This window comes from Bartonella bacilliformis KC583 (assembly GCF_000015445.1).
GTDB classification, from domain to species: Bacteria; Pseudomonadota; Alphaproteobacteria; order Rhizobiales; family Rhizobiaceae; genus Bartonella; species Bartonella bacilliformis.
Map to the genome: position 1 here is coordinate 49,242 of NC_008783.1, position 19,116 is coordinate 68,357.

Genomic DNA, 19,116 nt, shown 5'->3' on the forward strand with positions numbered 1-19,116 from the left:
TATCCTTTTTAGGATGAATGACTAGAACGTATTTAGTGCGCAGCACAATAGATTTTAGTGTGTAAATGAGGATAAATGTTTAATCACATACAGAGCCTTTCCAAGTATGTCCGAGAGTTTGCAGTTTTTTAACAGCAGAGGATGGCATAGGGGGAGGAGTATGATCTTGAGCTGCTAATAAGAGCAGTTCATCACAGGCTTTTTCTGTTTTTTGAGTCAATTTTTTTAAGAAATCATGTTTCCTTAAGCCAGTTTCAATGGGGGGAAGAATACGGACGCGAATTGTTCCTGGATAGCGGCGAAAATTATTGCGCGGCCAATATAAACCAGCATTGTGAGCAATGGGAATAACTTGAAGCCCTAATTCATTGTAGAGGGCAAGAATGCCCGATTTATAATCTGGTTTTTGACCAGGTTGTTGACGTGTTCCTTCAGGAAAGATGATGATTTGACGCCCTTGTTTTGCTTTTTGTTTTGCGTTGTTTATGACAATTTTAAGAGCTTTGATGGGTGTTGTCCGGTTGATCGGAATCATCTGCATTTTCGCAATATACCAGCCTAAAATGGGTAGCCACATCAATTCGCGTTTTAGAATGAAAACGGGGTCATCAAAATAGAGGAAAAGACTAACAGTCTCCCATGCAGACTGGTGGTTTGGGGCAACAATATAGGCACCGTTTGGTAGATTCTCTAACCCCTCAATTTCATAAGTTGTACCGGCAATGTGTTTTTGTAAAAACAACGTGATACGGGCCCATGTTTTAAGAAAAATCTGTGCTTTTTTACGCGGTGTTAAAAAGTAAAAAGGTGCATAAAGAATCATTTGTACAAAGGTTGCGATATAGAAAAAGAATGTAAAAAGAAGAGAACGAAGGACGAGCACCATATTTTCCCCTATTTCGTATTTGCAAAGAGATTTTGTGTATGATTCAGTTTGCACGAAAAAATATTTCATCAACCTTTTAATGTATTTTAAAATGCAAGAAAAGAGGTTGGGGATATTAAAATTAGCAAAGATAAATTTTATTATTCTTGGCTCTGGGTGGGTTTAAATCTAAAATATTTTAAAGAATTTTTCGCAATGATAATCTACATTTTAAGAGTTTTTTATCATGGTAGCTGTGTAAAAAATTGATCGGAGCACTTTCTTATCAGAATGCGTGAAGGGCATTTATATTTTTTAATCTTAGCATAATTTTGAACCTGGGTATAGTTTTTTTAGCACAGACTTTAGTTATGGTTTCGAGAGCATTGTGATCTTTGCAAATTTTCATGTCATAGCGATAAATCGTTGATATGGTGTGCACTATTTGGTTGTGATTGTAGGACTTTTTGGGACAAAGCTTTAGATTTTTTATGGTTAAAGCGCTCTTTTTGGGTGAGGGATTTTGTTTTTTTGAATATTTTGTAAATAAAGAAAAGACAAAGGCTCAGCTAATTATTTTTGCGCATGACGGGGCAGTAAATAAAAAAGCGATTTCTTGCAAGAGAAATTCAAAAATTAAACAAGATTTTTCAAAATCACTTAAAATTAAATAAAACCAAAATAGTAAAAATGGAGCGGGCGATGGGATTCGAACCCACGACCCCAACCTTGGCAAGGTTGTGCTCTACCCCTGAGCTACACCCGCTCACAGAATTTAAAGCAGATGCTTCAAACGGTCTCTGTATGGCGTAGGCTGCTCTGAATTGCAACAAAAAAATAACATTTTATGGTGATTTATTTGTGCAACGTAAAAAAAATAAAGATTGATTTCACAAGTGCTCTTTAATAGATTATCGCTCCTATTGTTATATATTGTGAGGGGAGAGATGGTAATCGTGAAAAAAGTATTAAGTCTATGCATTGCTATGGTGGCTGTTTTTACAGGGGGTAGTTTTGCACAAGAAGCTCAGGCAGCTCAGCGAGTTAAAATCGCTATTACGCAAATTGTTTCACATCCTGCTTTGGATAAAGTGCGCAAAGGGGTGGAAGATGTACTGGAAGAAAATGGTTATAAAAATGGTGACAATTTAGAACTGACCTTTTTATCGGCGCAAGGTAACATTTCTACGGCAACACAAATTGCACGGAAATTTGCTGGTGATAAACCTGATGTTATTGTTGCAATTAGCACCCCTTCAGCGCAGACAATATTGGCAGCAACAAAAGAAATTCCCATTGTTTTTTCTGCAATTTCTGACCCTGTTGAAGCAAAATTAGTGTCTTCACTTGTAAAGCCTGGTGGCAATGTAACAGGGGTTTCTGATCGCGCAGATGTTGCAGAGAATCTTAAACTTTTAAGAGAAATAAAACCAAATTTAAAAAAATTAGGTTACCTCTATAATGCATCTGAGGCTAATTCTGTCTCTACACTTAAGGTGTTGAAAGAGTTAGCAAATAAAATGGGAATTGAGGTTATTAGTTCATCAGCACCAAAATCTTCTGATGTTCAAGCGGCAACGCGAGCTTTGATTAATAAGGTAGATGTTATTTTTGTTCCCACTGACAATACGATTATTGCTGTTTTAGAAGGCGCAACAAAAATTGCCCTTGAAACCAAAATACCTTTGTTTACTTTAGATTCTAATTCTATTGGGCGTGGGCCTTTTATAACGCAAGGCGTTAGTTATTATAGTGTAGGGGTTGATACCGGAAAATTGGTTTTGCGTATTTTAAATGGCGAAAAACCAGGCGATCTTGATGTTGTACAAGCAGATAACAAGAATATTCAAGTTGATAGAAAGATCATTGAAAAACTTGGTATTGTCTTACCACAGACAGTTCTTGAACGCATTACAGAAGTTGAGGAATAGATTTCTATAACTAAGCTCTCATGGAGATGAGATTGGGGAGATGATATCTGAATGAATATATTTGCTTTTTGGGGAGCTGTAGAATTAGGTCTTATTTACGCCTTTGTTGCTATTGGGGTTTATCTGTCGTTTCGAGTTTTAGACTTTCCTGATTTAACGGTTGATGGTTCGTTTCTTCTTGGTTCGTGTGTTTGTGGCGTTTTAATTCTTTTAGGTGTTAATGCGTGGGTTGCTATGTTGTGCGCTTTTGGTGCAGGTATGGTTGCTGGTTTATTAACGGCTTTGTTAAATGTGCAGTTTGGTATTTTAAATCTTTTAGCCTCAATTTTAACGATGTCAGCGCTTTATACGATTAATCTTCGTATTATGGGGATTATGGGAGGAGCTAACATTAATTTAGCGCTTGCAGATACAGCTTTGACACCTTTTTACGGTTTGTTTGGTTTGCCCGATCTTTTTATCCGTCCTCTTTTTGTTGGGTGTGTTTTACTCATCGTGACCTTTTTAATTTGGCGTTTTTTAACCAGTGAAGTTGGTCTTGCTATGCGGGCAACAGGGGTGAACCCATGCATGGCTAAAGCACAAGGGATCCATACCGCGGCATTGATTTATTTGGGTATGGGGCTTGCAAATGCGTGCGTTGCTTTTGGGGGAGCTTTGTATATCCAAACAGCAATTGCTACGGATATTACAGGGGGCGTTGGAACTATTGTTTTTGGTTTAGCCGCAGTCATTATCGGTGAAACTTTATTCCGCACACGCAATATTTTTTGGATTATGGTCAGTTGTATTATGGGATCTGTTTTTTACCGTGTTGCTGTGCAATTTGCCTTTGAAGCAAGCGGTATAGGCATTGATACGTCGACAGATCTTCAGCTTATTACAGCATTATTGGTTATGTTGGCTCTGATTGTACCGCGTTATTTGGGGAGGGCATCAACATGATTGAACTTTCTCATGTTGGGGTTGTTTTTAAACCGAAAACACCTCTAGAAAAACGCGCTTTAATTGATATTAACCTCAAAATTAATCAGGGGAGTTTTGTCACAGTTATTGGTTCAAATGGTGCTGGTAAATCGACTTTGCTGAGTGTTGTATCAGGAGCACTTCTTCCTACAGAAGGGCAAATGATGATCAATGGACACGATGTTTCTTGTCAATCAATTCGTGAACGGGCTGGTAGGGTTGCTTGTGTTTTCCAAGATTCATTGATGGGAAGTTGTGGTTCTTTGACTATTGAAGAAAATTTAGCTCTTGCCGCTCTGCGGGGAAGGCATCGAGGTTTTTATTCAGCGTTAAGACGTGAAAAACGACAATTTTTCCGCGAGAAAATTGCCCAATTAGGACTTGGCCTTGAAGACTATCTGCATAACCGTATGGATAGTTTGTCAGGTGGGCAGCGGCAAGCCGTCTGTCTTATCATGGCTACTTTAGCTCATGCGGATGTTTTATTGCTCGACGAACATACTTCAGCATTAGATCCAGGAATGGCTGATTTTGTTATGGGTTTGACCAAAAAGATTGTTGAAGAGAATCAATTAACCACTATTATGATAACGCATTCTATCCGTCAGGCTCTTGATTATGGGGACCGCACACTGATGTTGCACGGAGGAGAAGTCGTTTTAGACATTCATCAAGAAGAGCGTAAAGGTTTAAAAATGAGTGATGTGATGGGTATGTTTCAAAAAGTTCGTGGGACTGTTCTTGATGATGATAAACTCTTAATGGAGTAATCTTTGGCCCAAAAGAAAGCGCATGAAGTTGACCATTTTCTAACGCATTTTTCGCGTTCTTTTCCTATTGTTTTAATTTACGGTCCTGATCGCGGTCTTGTTTGTGAACGTGTACAGCGTTTTATCAAACTCACACAAATAGCCACAGATGATCCTTTTGCAACAGTTCGCCTTGATGCTGCTGAAATTGATAAAGATCCTGCGCGATTAGGAGATGAAGCACGCACTTTATCGCTTTTTGGTAGCGACCGTTTGGTATGGGTGTCAAATGGTGCTAACCAAAAAAATTTTCTTGAAGCTCTTAAGCTTTTAATTGCAGAACCTCCGGAAAAAAGTTTCATTTTAATTGAAGCAGGAGATTTGAAAAAAGGAATAGGGCTGCGCAATATTGTTGAAACGGCATCGGTTGCAATGGCTTTGCCTTGTTATGCAGATGATGTTCGTTCTCTGGATACGTTAATTGATGAAGTTTTAGAAAGCTTCAAGATGACTCTTTCTTTGGAAGCACGGAAAGGTTTGTATGAAAGTCTGGGGGGAGATCATCTTGTTTCGCGCCGTGAATTAGAAAAGCTATGCCTTTATGCTTCAGAGAAGCGCCATATTACTCTTGAGGATGTCAAAGCTGTGGTGAGCGATGTGAGCGCTTTTTCTTCTGATGAAGTGATTGATGCTATTTTATTGGGGGATGGTAAAGAGTTTGAAGTTCATTTTAGCCGATATGTAGCTATGCACAACACACCTTTTTTGGTTTTAAGTACAGCGCAAAGGCATTTTCAACAGTTGCAAATTTTGCGTTATCAAGTGGAAATTGAACAGAAAACGGCTTTTGCCGTTATGTCTCAAGCGCGACCACCGATTTTTTTTCAGCGGAAAAAGACAGTTGAAAAAGCTTTGAAATATTGGACACTGGAAAAAATTTCTTATGCTATGGAAAAAATTCAGTGTGCTCTTTTAGAAAGTCGTAAAAATCCACTTTTGGGTGAAGCAATCATTCATAGAGTTTTATTGGAACTGGTCTTTATGATAAGACGCCAAATGTCATCTTGAAAGTTTTTGGCTATGTTTGTGCAGGATTTTTTTTGATCATTGCAAAAGTTGATGTTTTAACCAATAATTGAAGCAGTGATTTTTTGATAAAGTTCAGATAAATTCAAAAAAAATATCATTGGAAAGTATAGAAATTTGATCAGGAATATATCGTTATGTTATCATATTCTTATCAATGCCATTAGCCATTATTGGCGTGGTGATGGCAGTGCTTTTGCAAGCCATGTTGCGCTTTCAGGACTTTTGGCATTTTTCCCTTTTTTTATCTTTGGAACATTTTTTGCTGGTTTTATTGGAGCTTTTACCTATACACCACAAAAAATTGCAGCACTTGTCCAGTTATTGCCAGATGCAATTACAAAACCTTTGATGAAGGAAATCATCAATGTTTTAACTATTCAGCGCAGGGATGTCTTAACACTTTCTGTTTTTGGAGCCGCTTATTTTGCCTCTAATGGGATAGAAGCCTTGCGGACAGCCTTAAATAAAGCTTACCGTGTTGTAGATTATCGTAGTTTTATTTTTTGCCGTTTTCAAAGTTTGTTTTTTGTCATCATTGGAGCGATTGGTCTTGTTGTTATTAGCTTTTCATTGGTATTGGCGCCTGTCCTGGTTAAAATGATGCAACAACATTCTCCCTTCATTACTGAATATGTTGGTGTTATTCGTCTGTGGCGTTACACGATCGCGATAGTTATTTCATTGATAAGTCTTCTTATTGTTCATAAATGGTTGCCTGCAGGAAAGCGGAAATTAATCGATATTTTGCCAGGAATTGTGGTGACAATGTTTGCTTGGTTTTTGGCGTCGATGGCTTTTGCACATTATTTAAATTTAACAATGCTTAATTATGTTTCGACCTATGCGGGATTAGCTTCTATCATGGTTGCTATTATTTTTTTATATATGCTGAGTGCAATTTTTATTTTGGGAGGTGAAATCAACGCGGCCATTATGTTGTATCGGGATCGTTTGCAACACCCCAATGAATAAAAGAAGCAAGAGAGTGTTGTGTTAATTAAAAATCAAGAGCAAGATACACAAACAAAACCTGCTATCATTTTGTTGGTTGATGCTGATGCTTGTCCTGTAAAGTCTGAAATTTACCGTGTGATGAATCGTTATCAGCTCAAGACATTTATTGTAGCAAACCATTTTTTATCTCTTCCAAATGAAGCCCTTCTTGAAAGGGTTATTGTGTCTCAAGGGCCTGATTGTGCAGACAATTGGATTGTTGATCATGTCCATCAGGCCAGTATTGTTATCACGAATGATATTCTTTTGGCAGCGCGAGTTGTGCAAAGGGGTGGAGTTTGCCTTTCGCCGACAGGACGTGTTTTTGATATCAGCTCAATTGGTCAAGCTTTGGCTATGCGTAATTTGATGGAGGATTTGCGCGAACAAGGCTGTGTGACGGGTGGACCCCGTCCTTTTTGTCGCAAAGACCGTTCCACTTTTTTATCCGCTTTGGATTTAGCAATACAGCGCTTAAAAAGGCGCGGGTATTAAATTATTTTATTTCTTCAATAACAGCTTTTATCAGTGCTTTCGCATCGTCATTGGCCCATGGCGCAGAGCCATTTAGGGAAGCAATGAGACGGCCCTTTTTATCGATCAAGAGTGTGACCGGAAGTCCCATAGCGAGCCCTTGTTTGCGGATGTTACGAAAAATATTCATTGTTTTGTCGCGATAATAAACCAAATGATCTGCCTGGATTTCGTGTAAAAATTTTTGAATTTTTTCAGGAGACGCTGTTGTATCAACATTAATCGCGATAACATCAAAATTGTCTCCCCCCATATCATGTTTTAATTGTGCTAATTCTGGCATTTCCATGCGGCATGGTGTGCACCAAATGGCCCACAGATTGATGAGTATTGGTTTTCCGTTAAATTCAAGAAGTTTATGGTCTTTTCCCTGAATATCCTTAAAAGAAAGCTGGTTCATATCATAGAGCTTATCGGCGAATCGGATATGACTAAAAAAGCCTTGAGCAGCTTTTTTGATTGCTGCTATTTCTTTCATGTGTGTTGTGTTGGAGTTTATTTCTTGTGCTTTGGCCTTTGAAATAAAATTGGCAACAAAAGTACCTCTCGTGCTATTGTGGTTTATTGTTGTGTATAAACTTAAGGCAATGATAAAGGACGCAATAAAGAATTGCATTTTTTTATTCTTATTTTTTCGGCTGATAAAAATTTGAGAAATCATAATTTTTGTCCTTTTAGAGAGTACTTGCAGGCTATGACGGGTGATAAGTTAAGCAATCAAATGTGGGGTGGTCGTTTTGCAGCAGGTCCTGCTGCAATTATGGAAGAAATTAACGCTTCTATTGATTTTGACCAAAAACTTTATCGGCAAGATATTGAAGGTTCATTGTCTCACGCAGCAATGTTAGCGCAAACGAAGATTATTTCACATTCTGATTATGAAAAAATTGTTCATGGTTTGCAACTTATTCGTCAAGAAATTGAAACAGGCTCCTTTACCTTTTCACGAAAGCTTGAAGATATTCATATGAATATTGAAGCACGGCTTAGCGAATTAATTGGCCCTGTGGCAGGGCGTTTGCATACCGCGCGTTCACGCAATGATCAAGTTGCTGTTGATTTTCGATTGTGGGTGCGTGAAGCAGCACAAAAAATAGCGCAAGCTTTAAAGGATTTGATGGAGCAATTGCTTATGCGGGCAGAACAGCACGCAGATACATTGATGCCGGGTTTTACCCATTTACAAACTGCACAGCCCGTTACATTTGGCCATTATATGATGGCTTATGTTGAAATGTTTGGTCGAGATTTATCGCGGATGCGTGATGCCATTGAGCGCATGAATGAATCGCCTTTGGGGGCTGCTGCCTTGGCAGGAACGGGTTTTCCGATTGATCGTTTTATGACAGCACAAGCTTTGGGTTTTCGTGAACCAACACGCAATTCGATTGACAGTGTGTCTGATCGTGATTTTGCGCTAGAATTTTTAAGTGCTGGTGCTCTTTGTGCTATGCATCTTTCGCGTTTAGCAGAAGAAATTATTCTATGGTCGAGCGCGCAATTTCATTTTATTCGTTTATCGGATGCTTTTTCAACGGGTTCATCCATTATGCCACAAAAAAGAAATCCCGATGCTGCGGAGCTTGTGCGGGCTAAGGCAGGGCGGTTAAATGCTGCATTGATGGGGCTTTTAACGGTAATGAAAGGGTTACCTCTTGCCTACTCAAAAGATATGCAAGAAGATAAAGAATATGTGTTTGATGGGGTTTTGAATTTGGAATTATCGCTAGCCGCAATGATGGGGATTATCAGCGATCTTGAAGTCAATAAAGAAGCTATGAAACAAGCCGCTGGTTCTGGTTATGCTATTGCTACTGATTTAGCGGATTGGTGTGTGCGTGAATTAGGGCTTCCTTTTCGTGAAGCTCACCATATTACAGGGCGCGCTGTGGCTTTGGCAGAACAGAAGAAATGCAGTCTTGATGAGTTGTCATTAGATGAGTTTCAAACCCTCCATCCAGATATAAACGCAGCTGTTTTTGATGTTTTGACCATTGAAAAATCTGTTGAAAGTCGCAACAGTTTTGGGGGAACAGCGCCTTCAGAAGTGCTTCGCCAAGTTGCTTATTGGAAACAGCATCTTGTAACTGCCTAAGGATTTTATTTTCAACCCAATAACGGAAGTAAGCTATCAAGATGAGAGAAAAGGGCGTATGAAAACATTTGTAAGGACTGTAATCATTACTCTTTTTTGTCCCATCATTTTTATTGGATGTGGGCGTAAAGGTGCTCTCGAGAGACCTCCTGCAAGTGTGATGGAGTCTTCGCAAGAGGAATTTGTTTCTAAAAATAAAGCCGATAAAGCTTTCATTCTCGATCGATTGATAAAATAGGGGTTTTTATGAATTTTTTTTCTTATCATCAGGGTGAGCTACACGCTGAAGGTCTCTCGCTTTCTACCCTCGCAAAGGATGTGGGAACACCCTTTTATTGTTATTCTTCTGGTGCATTGGTTGCACATTTTAAAGAATATCAAGAGGCATTCCACGATATGCCGAGTCTCATTGCTTATGCGGTGAAGGCTAATTCCAATCAAGCTGTTTTGCGGATTTTAGCCGCAAAGGGAGCAGGAGCTGATGTCGTGTCAGAGGGTGAATTGCGGCGTGCGCTTGCTGTTGGGATTACACCTCAGCGCATTGTTTATTCTGGTGTCGGAAAAACAGTGAGAGAGATAGATTTCGCTCTTTCTCAAGATATTTTTTGTTTTAACGTTGAATCAGAACCAGAACTTGAACAATTATCAGCACGTGCTGTTGCTTTGTCAAAGACGGCGCGCATTTCATTGCGCATTAATCCTGATGTAGATGCTAAGACCCATAAGAAAATTACAACTGGCAGGTTTGATAATAAATTTGGTATTCCGTTGTCATTAGCGTGTAGTGCCTATAAAAAAGCAGCGCAATTGCCGGGTTTACAAGTCCGTGGGATGGATATGCATATCGGCAGTCAGATTTGTGATTTAAAACCGTTTGAAGACGCGTTTCTGATTGCTGCCGATTTTGTCCGTCATTTATGGCGTGAGGGCTATGCGATCACCCATATAGACATTGGGGGTGGGCTTGGCATTTCTTATCATCCTGAACAAAATATGGTTCCCTCTCCTGCTGATTACGCGGCGTTGGTGAGGAAACATATTGCTCCTTTAGGGATTAATATTATTTTAGAACCTGGGCGCAGTATTGCTGGTCATGCTGGTGTGTTGGTAACATCTGTCATATATTTAAAAAGAGGAGAAGGGCGAAATTTTGTTGTTGTGGATGGCGCCATGAATGATTTTCTTCGCCCAACACTTTATGATGCTTGGCAGACAGTCGTGCCCGTCAAAAAAGCACCGGAAGATGCTCCCTTGATCATGGCAGATATTGTCGGCCCAGTGTGTGAAACGGGTGATTATTTAGGGTTAAATCGCTCATTACCGATGGTTGCTGCCGGTGATCTTTTAGCGATTACAGGAGCAGGGGCTTATGGTGCAGTGATGGCAAGTACTTATAATAGCCGACTGTTAGTGCCTGAAATTTTGGTGCAGAATACGCGTTATGATGTTATTCGGCCGCGTCTTGATTATGAGCAATTAATGGGATTAGATCATATTCCAGATTGGATTGAGAATTTTTAAATATTTATTCTTATTTCCATTAAACTTTAACGCAATAATTTGTTTGATAGGAATTATTGTGTATGAGTCTTATGATGTTAACGCATAGTTATCAAAAAGGATAAGTGTTCGTCTATGAGTGATGAAAACATCAAAAGATGCGTCATGATAAGGCTTTGGGGGGTGCGCTTTTTAGCCTGGTGTATCTTATGTTTTGAACGAATCTGGCCGCGCCTTTTGCCGTTTTTTTTGGCTTTGAGCTTTTTATGCTCGCTGAGTTGGTTTGGCATTTTTAATGTTCTACCTTATGGGTGGCATTTATTTTTTCTTAGTCTTATATTGTTTGTTGCTGTGGGCAGTCTATTTTTGCTTGCGGGCTTTCGCTTTCCTACAGCGAAAGAGGTTGATCGTCATATTGAGCAGAAAAGTGGCCTAAAAAATCAACCCTTAAGCGTTCAAACGGATCGTTTATGTTCTGAAGATGATAAAGATTTTAGCGCGGTTATTTGGCGTGAACATCAACGCCGCATGGCAGAAGATTTGCGCTATGTGCGAAGCGGATTTGCTTACCCCAATAGTGCTAACCATGATCCTATGGCTTTGAGGTTTGTGTTTGTTCTACTTTGTGTGTGTGCTTTCAGTTTCTCTTTTGGTTCATTAGGAGGGCGCTTGCAGGACGCATTTGATTTACGCTCTATGGTCAATGAATCATCAATGCGGGTTGATGCTTGGGTTACACCACCTTCTTATACGGGTGTTGCCCCCATTTACTTAACACGAAGTGAGATGACAAATTTTTCTATTCCTGAAGGGAGTGAGGTGGTTGTCCGTGTTGTTGATGGATCTGGTGTTAAAGTAAAGGCAGTATCTGAAGAGGATGGGCGTAAAGTTTTGCTTTCTCAAAAAAGAGAAAAGACAGCTTTGAATGATTCCATTGTTCGTTTTGAAACACGGTTAGAACGTTCCATAAATTTATTCTTTTCATCACGTTATCAACAACAACAATGGCATTTGGACATGATGAAAGACCAAATACCAACAATCCGTTGGCTTGAAAAACCAGAGCGGATTTCAGCTGGGGCATTGGAGTTGCAGTATGAAATGGATGATGATTATGGCGTTACAAATGCTTTTGCTGCTATAGAGTCTCTTGTTGATTTTGATAAAAACGCAGTTCCTCTTTACCAAGCTCCTCAAATAAAGCTTCTTTTAGCACGTGGTGGAAAGGGAAAAATGCGGATGGTGCAAGATTTATCGAGCCATCCATGGGCAGGCACGGAAGTTAAGATCACTTTAGTGGTAGAAGATGGTGCTGGCCAAAAGGGGCGTAGCAAAACCTTTGTTATGACATTACCGCAGCGTGTTTTTGCTAACCCTGTTGCTCGTGCGGTCAATGAACAACGCCGTTTATTAGCTCTTAATGCTGCTGCGCGTGAGCGTGTACTCGATATGCTTGCTGCTTTGCTTGTTCGTCCAGAAAATGGTATACAAAATTCAATCAATATTCTTGCATTACAGAGTGCGTGGACAAGGCTGTCGATGGCACAAACAGAAGATGAATTACGTGATGTGGTTCATTATTTGTGGCAGATTGCCATAGCGATTGAGGGTGATCAGTCAGAGTCTGCTCAGCAAAGACTAAAACAAGCACAAACGGCTCTGCGCGATGCATTGCGCCGTGGTGCTTCAGGAGCAGAAATTGAACGCCTTATGGCTGATTTACGCCAGGCTATGCATGATTATATCCGTGCTTTGGCTGAAAAAGCACCAGAAAATAGTGACTCTAATAATAAGGCGAACCTTTCTGAAGATAGTCTGCACAAAAAGCTCGATTCGATTGAGCAAATGGCTCAAATAGGGTCTTCTTCTTCTGCTGAACAGCTTTTAGATGAAATTGAACAAACACTTGATCATTTGCGCGTTCAAAAAAGCAATCGGGATCAAGAGCAAAAGAATACGCAAACAACAAAGATGAAAAAGACGATTGATAAACTTGGTGATGTGATGCGCCGTCAGCAGGAAATTCTCAATGATACACATCGTTTAGAAACAGAAAAACGACGTGGGGAAACTGTTACACAAGAGCAGAGTGAAGCTTTGGTAGAACGTCAAGCTCAATTACAGTCTGAATTATCGGTGTTAGAAAAGGAATTGTCAGAGCAAGGTTTTGAAAAGGGTGGTGTGTTGAAAGAGGCAGAAGAGAAAATGAATTCTGCAAAAGCTGCCCTTGGTCATGGAAACCACGAGACATCTGTAAAAAATCAATCAGATGTCTTAGAATCTTTGCGACAAGGTGCACAAAATATTTTACAAAAAATGCGTGAAGCGTTGAAACAATCTGAAGATATGCAAAATGCTGCTGAGTCTCAAGATCCATTAGGACGTCCCTTATCTTCAGACAGTGATCAGGGGCAAAACGGTAAGACTATGTCTCAGGAGGGTGATAAGGCGCAGGCACGGCAAATTCTGGAAGAAATTCGCAGGCGTCTCAACAAGGACCATCTCTCTGAAGAAGAAAAGAATTATCTTGAAAGGTTGTTGCATTTTCACTAACGAGGGCGCTTTTCTTATAATATCTTTTTTGGAAAAAGTGCATTTTCTCATAAGAAGCAGATAGGAAATGCTCGTAGGAGAAGTTTTATTGGAAGAGAAGACGCAAAGGGGAATAATAATGAAGCTATTAAAGTCATGACAACATTGTTGAGATGATTTCATCATTTGGATTTATAAAGTATGAAGGGTATCTATTCTTGCAGAGAAAAGGTGAAATCTCCATAAACTAGATCTACGAAGATCTGCACTATTTAAAATTTTTTTCTACACGGTACATTACGTTGGATATAATCACACTGAGAGATTTTTATGCTTCTCCACTCGGTACGCGGGTGCAAACGACGCTGTGTGAGCAACTTAATATAAAATGGCCAAATCTTGATGATAAACGCGTCTTGGGTTTTGGTTATTCTTTGCCTTATCTTGCTGCATTGCATGCACGTGCACAACAGTGTTTTGCTTTCATGCCAGCTAATCAAGGTGTGACACCCTGGCCTTGTGCGGATAAGGTTGCGACAGCGCTCGTTTTTGAAGAAGATTTGCCTCTTCCTGATGCTTCAGTGGATTGTATTTTATTGATTCATGCCCTGGAATATAGCGAAAATGCACGGGAAACACTCAATGAAATATGGCGTGTTTTGGCTCCTAATGGTCATTTGATTGTTATTGTTCCTAATCGTTGTGGATTATGGGCACGCAATGATCGCACGCCTTTTGGCTATGGCCAACCCTATAGTCGACAACAAATTGTTCGTTTATTTGAAGAAACAAATTTTATTGTCAGGTCTGTGCAAGAAATTGTGCATTATATGCCTTTTTCTGGGCGTGTTTCGCGGTTATTTTCACTTTTCTATGAACCTCTGGCGCGCTACCTGTTTCCTTATTTTGGTGGATTGTTAATGTGCCAGGTCCAGAAACGTGTTTATCAAGGTCTATTTGTGCAGCGCCGCCAATCACGACGTGTGTTCATTCCTGTTTTATCACCACAAGCTCGTGAAAAATGTACACCATCTTAGTCTTCTCCTTGTATTGCAGGAAAAGAGAGTTGAGATGATCAGGACTTATGTGTTGAGCCATGCGTGTAAAAAATAAAATTAAGATGGTGCTCCCTTTAACAGTTCAGGTAATGCTCTTTCTAAAGATTAAAACAATATTCCCTAAAGGTTAAGGCGATACCCATTTTGATCTGTGATGAGGATTTGTGCATTCGCAGGATCTTTTTCTATTTTTTTTCGCAGACGATAAATATGTGTTTCTAATGTATGGGTAACAATCTGCTCATTATAGCCCCAAATCTGTTCTAACAAGGTTTCGCGGCTGATAACTTGGTTTTTTCTTGTGCAATAGAGATATTTAAGAATTGCAGCTTCTTTTTCTGTAAGACGAATGTGATTATTCTGCTGATCAATGAGGAGTTTTTGCCCAGGTTTAAAATTATAGGGCCCAATATGAAAAACTGCATCTTCATTGTGTTCATATTGGCGCAGTTGAGCACGGATGCGCGCTAATAATACAGCGAAGCGGAAGGGTTTTGTTACATAATCATTAATGCCCACTTCAAGATTTAACAGACTATCACAATTGGTGTCATCACGAGTGATCATGATAATAGGAGCACGAAACCCTTGTTGACGGAGCTTGGTGACAGTTGTACGGTCATCAAGGTCAGAAAATTCAGCATCAATAATGATAAGATTAATTCTTTTTTCTTGAGCTACAGTGATTCCTGCTTCAGCTGTTTTGGCTTGCAGGATTTCAAATTCCTTATATATTTGCAATTGTTCCACCAAAATGTGACGTAGATTATCATCCTCCTCAATGATTAAAAGGTTATAGTCGCTCATTTTTTTTCCTTATAAAAGCATGTTTGGATTATGATTTTGAAAGTAGTTTCACGAAAAATGAGATTTCATGCAAGTAGAATTAAAAAGGAAACTGTAAAAAAGAAGACTTGTGTGACTCTTATAACCGTTCGTCGGCAAGTGCGCATGGCAGGCAGGCATACACAGGGTATCCTTTGTATAGGTCAGCATCGTTTATTTTGCGCTCTAGGACGCTCTGGTGTTTCTGCTTTTAAACATGAGGGCGATGGAGCGACACCTTTAGCGAAGATGCGCTGTTTAAGAGGATTTCGAGGTAATTTTTATCGGTCTTTACCGCGTTCAGCTTTATCTTTTCGCCGTATTCGAGCCCATGATGGCTGGTGTAATGCAAGTGGGGACGCCAATTATAACCGTTTCGTCCGCCTTCCTTATTCTAAAAGTGCTGAAAAAATGCAGCGTGAGGATAATCTTTATGCAATTGGTCTTATTCTCGATTGGAATATTACAGAACGAAAAATGGCAAAAGGAAGTGCTATTTTTATGCATTTAGCGCGGGATAATTATCAGCCGACAGAAGGGTGTATTGCGCTTTCCCGCCGTGATATGGAGCGGTTGCTGCCCTATATAAGTCAGCGAACAAAAATTGCGGTTTTAGCTTAAAGCATTTCTGGTTGAAGACCACCCATAGCACAAATTTCTTTCCATTCCTCTTCTGTAACGGGTTGTACTGATAATCGCATAGCTTTAACCAGTGTCATCGTGTTTAATTTTGGATTGGCTTTGATCTGTTTTAGTGAAACAGGGTTTGGCATATCACAAATAGCCCGAATATCCACACATTCCCAGCGTGGATCAGATGTTGTTGAATCAGGGTGCGTTTCAGCACAAATTTCTACAATGCCAACAATCTCTAACCCTTTATTGGAATGATAAAAAAACCCCTTATCACCATATTTCATGGCGCGCATGTTGTTGCGGGCTTGATAGTTGCGCACGCCATCCCATTGTTCTCCATCAAGGCCTTTTTTCTTTTGCATGGTCCATGACCATTTATCGGGTTCGGATTTAAAAAGCCAATAAGCCACGAAAAGCTCCTTTTCATAAAGTTTGATGCGGTTTCAGATTTTTTATGAATGCTCTAATAGTTTTTATATGCATTGTGGTTTTTGATCTCTTTCACACTTTTGCTCCACGGCGCCCTGTTCCGATTAAAGGCAAAGCGTTTTCATCTAACGGCCAACGTGAACGGGGGGCAATATCAAGCGGGCTTGTTTGCCCCCGTGCTATTCTCTCTGCACCAGCAAAAGCAATCATGGCAGCATTATCCGTACACAGAGAGGGAGGGGGGGCAATAAATTCAAAACTATGTTGATGGGCAAGATTTTGTAGAGTTAAACGAATGGCCTGATTAGCAGCAACACCGCCGGCAACAACAAAAGCTGGAGGGCGGTGCTCTTGGTTATGAGAAGAAGGATATTGGCTGGTGAAATATTGCAAAGCCAAGTGAACACGATCTTGCAATGTATCGATGACGGCAGCTTGAAAACTTGCAGCGATGTCTGAAACATCCTGTTCTGAAAGAGGAGCCATAGCTGTTGCTGCTTGTCGAACAGCGGTTTTCAGACCAGAAAAAGAAAAATTGAGTTGTTTGTTCCCTTTTAAAGGTCGTGGCAGAGGGATGCGATTTTTGTCTCCCAAAAGAGCAGCCTTTTCAAGAGCTGGGCCACCAGGATAGGGAAGGCCTAAGAGTTTTGCGGTTTTATCAAAAGCTTCCCCCAAGGCATCGTCAAAGGTTGTTCCTAGACGCTGATAGTTGCCTACTCCATGAACAAGGATCATTTGTGTATGGCCACCTGAGACCAGAAGCAATAAATAAGGAAAAGTGACTTGATGGGTAAGAACAGCTGTTAACGCATGACCTTCGAGATGATTAACAGCAATGAAGGGTTTTCCAGTGGCAAAAGCCAGTGCTTTTGCACTCATCAGGCCGACTAAAAGCCCCCCTATCAAACCGGGGCCACCGGTGACAGCAATCGCGTCAATCTCTTTCAGTGTTGTTTTAGCTTTTGCTAGTGCTTCGAGAATTAGAGTGTCGAGAATTTCAACATGGGCGCGTGCTGCAATCTCAGGCACAACACCGCCATAAGGCGCGTGATCTTCGATTTGGCTCCAAACGATATTGGAGAGGATATGACTTTTTCCTTTTAAATTGTGTTCAATAACAGCGGTGGCAGTTTCGTCGCAACTTGTTTCTATTCCCAACAGGCGCATTATAGGCTAAACCTTATGTTTAAAAATTCTTTAAGAATGATCGGTATCACGGACAGATAAAGATGCAAAGTGCTTCTCTTAAAGTTGGCTCTTATGAGCGTCAATAGGTATATAATTTTTGTGCAATGTTATGCATGACTCATCACTGTTTTTCTGTATTTTGTGCTACATATTAGTATTGGTGTGTTTAAAGTCTTTCGATCAAGGGGGCTGGCCTTAAACGTATCTCGTGAGAATGAACAATCGAATAATTGATCTACGGTATCAATTCTTAGTCAATAGGATGTAAGACAGAGCCTGTAGCCATGGGGAGCGTTTGGCTCTTAAAGTTTCTTTCATTTTATTATTTTATTATCAGCAATGAGAGAGAAAAAGAGACAGTCATGGTAGATTCTTCAAAACCGAAAGAAAATCCGCATTATAAAGGTGTTAAGCGTAAGGCATCTGTCATTGAGCATGAAGAAATGCGTGATGATTCAGAGCAAAAAACACAAAATTTAGCAGAGTCCTCTGCATTACAGGAGTCTGCTGTAGTGAAAAAACAGAGCAAAGAAAAGCAAAAGGAAAAGAGCCGGTGTTCTTTTAGTGTGGCTTTGATTTGCTTGCTCATTTCAGGGATTGTGAGTGTTTTAACGACGTTGAGTCTTTTGATAGGGTTTCAACGGGATGGTTCTCTTTTCCCTTTTCTAAGTAGACATAATTCTGCAACAGAGCAAGCTTTGCAGATGGCGAAAACCGCACAAAATCAATCAGAAGCAACAGAAAGGCAATTGACACATCTTCTCCAAGAGCTTGATCTATTGAAAACAGATGTTTCTTCTGTCTCGCAAAGTGTCTCTCTTTTTGAAAAAGAGATGAGCTTTAAAGAAGAAGTCGGAAAAAATGTGGCAGATTTAGAGAGACAAGTGGCTGTTCTTGAAGATAAAGTGCAAGCTTTGGTTGAAACATCAAAAGATATGGAAGCGGTTCTTTCATCACAAAATTTTGAAGAGACTCAAAGCAACAAGATCTTACAAGAAGAAAACAAAAAAACTCTGACTAATCTAGAGCAAAAAGTTATGCTTTTTGAAGAGCATGTAAAAAATTCGGCTGAGATGTCAAAGGATAGGTCAACTTCGTTGACGGAAAACAATATAGAAAATGATGTAATGGAATTGAAAAAACAGCTCAACACTTTGCAAGAAAATATGGCAACGAAGAGTGGTGAAGAAAAATCTGTAAACATGCAAATGCTTACGGCAGTCAGTGCATTAAAAAATGCTGTAATGCGTGGCGGACCTTTCATTGATGAGTTAAAAGCCGTACAAAAGTTCTTCCCTGAATTGCCTGGGCTTGATATTTTACAAAAAAAAGCACGGACAGGTTTTTCCAATTCTAGGAAGCTTGCTCATGATTTTGCAGCTGTTGCTGATATTATTGTTGGTTTGCAGAATATTGTTGCGCCAGAGGCTGGTTTTTTTGCACAGATTTTGACATGGATGAAAGGTCTTTTTGTTACACGGCCAATTGGCGATATTGCAGGAACAACAATGGAAGCAATTGTCGCACGGATGGAAGCTGCTATCCAGGAAGGTAACTATGAAAAGGCCTTAGAGGAATGGGAAGCTTTACCTAAGAACGCTCAAGATGCTTCAGCCGATTTTGCAAAGCAGCTTAAGCAAAAGCTCTCCGTTCGTAATATTTTACAAGATTTGTTGACTTCTATTCAGCAAGGGCGTTTTGAGACGAGAAAGAGTAAGTGAGATCA

At 40.0% G+C, this 19,116-nt stretch carries 18 protein-coding genes and 1 tRNA gene; 13 read left to right on the forward strand and 6 right to left on the reverse strand.

Annotation, left to right across the window (positions count from 1 at the left end; translation table 11 throughout):
* Positions 1 to 79: 79 nt before the first annotated feature.
* Together BARBAKC583_RS00225 and BARBAKC583_RS00235 are read right to left on the reverse strand one after the other, a co-directional pair.
* Positions 80 to 886: a lysophospholipid acyltransferase family protein gene (locus BARBAKC583_RS00225; protein ID WP_005765757.1), complete on the reverse strand. Its 807-nt coding sequence runs from the start codon at positions 884 to 886 to the stop codon at positions 80 to 82.
* A 670-nt stretch (positions 887 to 1,556) separates the two neighbouring features.
* Positions 1,557 to 1,631: transfer RNA gene (locus BARBAKC583_RS00235), tRNA-Gly, on the reverse strand.
* Positions 1,632 to 1,818: 187 nt separating this feature from the next.
* Between BARBAKC583_RS00235 and BARBAKC583_RS00240 the strand changes: the two genes are divergently transcribed.
* From BARBAKC583_RS00240 to BARBAKC583_RS00265, 6 genes are all read left to right on the forward strand, one after another.
* On the forward strand, positions 1,819 to 2,796 hold the full coding sequence (locus BARBAKC583_RS00240) for an ABC transporter substrate-binding protein (protein ID WP_035453345.1): 978 nt from the start codon (positions 1,819 to 1,821) through the stop codon (positions 2,794 to 2,796).
* Positions 2,797 to 2,847: 51 nt separating this feature from the next.
* Positions 2,848 to 3,741 (forward strand): ABC transporter permease, encoded by an 894-nt coding sequence (locus tag BARBAKC583_RS00245; protein ID WP_005765763.1) that lies wholly within the window; start codon positions 2,848 to 2,850, stop codon positions 3,739 to 3,741.
* The gene (locus tag BARBAKC583_RS00250) at positions 3,738 to 4,532 is read left to right on the forward strand and encodes an ABC transporter ATP-binding protein (RefSeq protein ID WP_005765764.1); all 795 of its coding nucleotides are present in this window, start codon (positions 3,738 to 3,740) and stop codon (positions 4,530 to 4,532) included. The genes BARBAKC583_RS00245 and BARBAKC583_RS00250 overlap by 4 nt, the downstream gene beginning before the upstream one ends.
* Before the next feature lie 3 nt (positions 4,533 to 4,535).
* Complete coding sequence (gene holA / locus BARBAKC583_RS00255) at positions 4,536 to 5,579, forward strand: DNA polymerase III subunit delta (RefSeq protein WP_005765766.1); 1,044 nt, start codon at positions 4,536 to 4,538, stop codon at positions 5,577 to 5,579.
* Between the two features lie 135 nt (positions 5,580 to 5,714).
* Positions 5,715 to 6,572 (forward strand): YihY/virulence factor BrkB family protein, encoded by an 858-nt coding sequence (locus BARBAKC583_RS00260; RefSeq protein WP_005765768.1) that lies wholly within the window; start codon positions 5,715 to 5,717, stop codon positions 6,570 to 6,572.
* Between the two features lie 18 nt (positions 6,573 to 6,590).
* Positions 6,591 to 7,088 carry a YaiI/YqxD family protein gene (locus BARBAKC583_RS00265; RefSeq protein WP_005765769.1) on the forward strand — a complete coding sequence of 166 codons (498 nt, stop codon included), beginning with the start codon at positions 6,591 to 6,593 and terminating at the stop codon, positions 7,086 to 7,088.
* Between the two features lies 1 nt (position 7,089).
* Here the strand turns inward: BARBAKC583_RS00265 and BARBAKC583_RS00270 are convergent, their stop codons facing one another.
* A complete protein-coding gene (locus BARBAKC583_RS00270; RefSeq protein ID WP_005765771.1) occupies positions 7,090 to 7,788 on the reverse strand; it encodes a TlpA disulfide reductase family protein in 699 nt (232 codons plus the stop codon).
* Positions 7,789 to 7,821: 33 nt separating this feature from the next.
* On the opposite strand from BARBAKC583_RS00270, the gene argH reads away from it, so the two are divergent.
* The 5 genes from argH (at position 7,822) to BARBAKC583_RS00295 (ending at position 14,291) form a co-directional block, all read left to right on the forward strand.
* Positions 7,822 to 9,222 carry an argininosuccinate lyase gene (gene argH / locus BARBAKC583_RS00275; RefSeq protein ID WP_005765773.1) on the forward strand — a complete coding sequence of 467 codons (1,401 nt, stop codon included), beginning with the start codon at positions 7,822 to 7,824 and terminating at the stop codon, positions 9,220 to 9,222.
* Between the two features lie 58 nt (positions 9,223 to 9,280).
* Positions 9,281 to 9,460, forward strand: coding sequence for a lipoprotein (locus BARBAKC583_RS00280; protein ID WP_005765774.1), 180 nt, complete (start codon positions 9,281 to 9,283; stop codon positions 9,458 to 9,460).
* A gap of 8 nt (positions 9,461 to 9,468) precedes the next feature.
* On the forward strand, positions 9,469 to 10,743 hold the full coding sequence (lysA, locus tag BARBAKC583_RS00285; protein WP_005765777.1) for a diaminopimelate decarboxylase: 1,275 nt from the start codon (positions 9,469 to 9,471) through the stop codon (positions 10,741 to 10,743).
* A 114-nt stretch (positions 10,744 to 10,857) separates the two neighbouring features.
* Positions 10,858 to 13,275, forward strand: coding sequence for a TIGR02302 family protein (locus BARBAKC583_RS00290; protein ID WP_005765779.1), 2,418 nt, complete (start codon positions 10,858 to 10,860; stop codon positions 13,273 to 13,275).
* 281 nt (positions 13,276 to 13,556) lie between these two features.
* Positions 13,557 to 14,291, forward strand: coding sequence for a class I SAM-dependent methyltransferase (locus tag BARBAKC583_RS00295; RefSeq protein WP_005765781.1), 735 nt, complete (start codon positions 13,557 to 13,559; stop codon positions 14,289 to 14,291).
* Positions 14,292 to 14,432: 141 nt separating this feature from the next.
* Here BARBAKC583_RS00295 and BARBAKC583_RS00300 read toward each other — a convergent pair whose 3' ends face one another.
* Positions 14,433 to 15,119 carry a response regulator transcription factor gene (locus BARBAKC583_RS00300; protein WP_005765783.1) on the reverse strand — a complete coding sequence of 229 codons (687 nt, stop codon included), beginning with the start codon at positions 15,117 to 15,119 and terminating at the stop codon, positions 14,433 to 14,435.
* A gap of 144 nt (positions 15,120 to 15,263) precedes the next feature.
* Here BARBAKC583_RS00300 and BARBAKC583_RS00305 point away from each other — a divergent pair, with 144 nt between their 5' ends.
* Positions 15,264 to 15,758 carry a L,D-transpeptidase family protein gene (locus BARBAKC583_RS00305; protein WP_414945798.1) on the forward strand — a complete coding sequence of 165 codons (495 nt, stop codon included), beginning with the start codon at positions 15,264 to 15,266 and terminating at the stop codon, positions 15,756 to 15,758.
* Here BARBAKC583_RS00305 and BARBAKC583_RS00310 read toward each other — a convergent pair.
* Complete coding sequence (locus BARBAKC583_RS00310; RefSeq protein WP_005765787.1) at positions 15,755 to 16,183, reverse strand: EVE domain-containing protein; 429 nt, start codon at positions 16,181 to 16,183, stop codon at positions 15,755 to 15,757. The two genes, BARBAKC583_RS00305 and BARBAKC583_RS00310, sit on opposite strands and share 4 nt — an antisense overlap.
* 91 nt (positions 16,184 to 16,274) lie before the next feature.
* Positions 16,275 to 17,369, reverse strand: coding sequence for a tRNA (adenosine(37)-N6)-threonylcarbamoyltransferase complex transferase subunit TsaD (gene tsaD / locus BARBAKC583_RS00315; protein ID WP_005765789.1), 1,095 nt, complete (start codon positions 17,367 to 17,369; stop codon positions 16,275 to 16,277).
* A gap of 383 nt (positions 17,370 to 17,752) precedes the next feature.
* On the opposite strand from tsaD, the gene BARBAKC583_RS00320 reads away from it, so the two are divergent.
* Positions 17,753 to 19,111: a COG4223 family protein gene (locus tag BARBAKC583_RS00320; RefSeq protein WP_005765791.1), complete on the forward strand. Its 1,359-nt coding sequence runs from the start codon at positions 17,753 to 17,755 to the stop codon at positions 19,109 to 19,111.
* The last annotated feature ends 5 nt before the right edge of the window (positions 19,112 to 19,116 follow it).

Bases quoted from the DNA above. Each gene is read 5' to 3' on its own strand.
- argH (WP_005765773.1), top strand. From the start codon at position 7,822: ATGACGGGTGATAAGTTAAGCAATCAAATGTGGGGTGGTCGTTTTGCA.
- BARBAKC583_RS00280 (WP_005765774.1), top strand. From the start codon at position 9,281: ATGAAAACATTTGTAAGGACTGTAATCATTACTCTTTTTTGTCCCATC.
- BARBAKC583_RS00225 (WP_005765757.1), bottom strand. From the start codon at position 886: ATGGTGCTCGTCCTTCGTTCTCTTCTTTTTACATTCTTTTTCTATATC.
- BARBAKC583_RS00320 (WP_005765791.1), top strand. From the start codon at position 17,753: ATGGTAGATTCTTCAAAACCGAAAGAAAATCCGCATTATAAAGGTGTT.
- BARBAKC583_RS00300 (WP_005765783.1), bottom strand. From the start codon at position 15,119: ATGAGCGACTATAACCTTTTAATCATTGAGGAGGATGATAATCTACGT.
- BARBAKC583_RS00270 (WP_005765771.1), bottom strand. From the start codon at position 7,788: ATGATTTCTCAAATTTTTATCAGCCGAAAAAATAAGAATAAAAAAATG.
- BARBAKC583_RS00250 (WP_005765764.1), top strand. From the start codon at position 3,738: ATGATTGAACTTTCTCATGTTGGGGTTGTTTTTAAACCGAAAACACCT.
- tsaD (WP_005765789.1), bottom strand. From the start codon at position 17,369: ATGCGCCTGTTGGGAATAGAAACAAGTTGCGACGAAACTGCCACCGCT.
- lysA (WP_005765777.1), top strand. From the start codon at position 9,469: ATGAATTTTTTTTCTTATCATCAGGGTGAGCTACACGCTGAAGGTCTC.
- BARBAKC583_RS00245 (WP_005765763.1), top strand. From the start codon at position 2,848: ATGAATATATTTGCTTTTTGGGGAGCTGTAGAATTAGGTCTTATTTAC.
- BARBAKC583_RS00290 (WP_005765779.1), top strand. From the start codon at position 10,858: ATGAGTGATGAAAACATCAAAAGATGCGTCATGATAAGGCTTTGGGGG.
- BARBAKC583_RS00305 (WP_414945798.1), top strand. From the start codon at position 15,264: ATGGCAGGCAGGCATACACAGGGTATCCTTTGTATAGGTCAGCATCGT.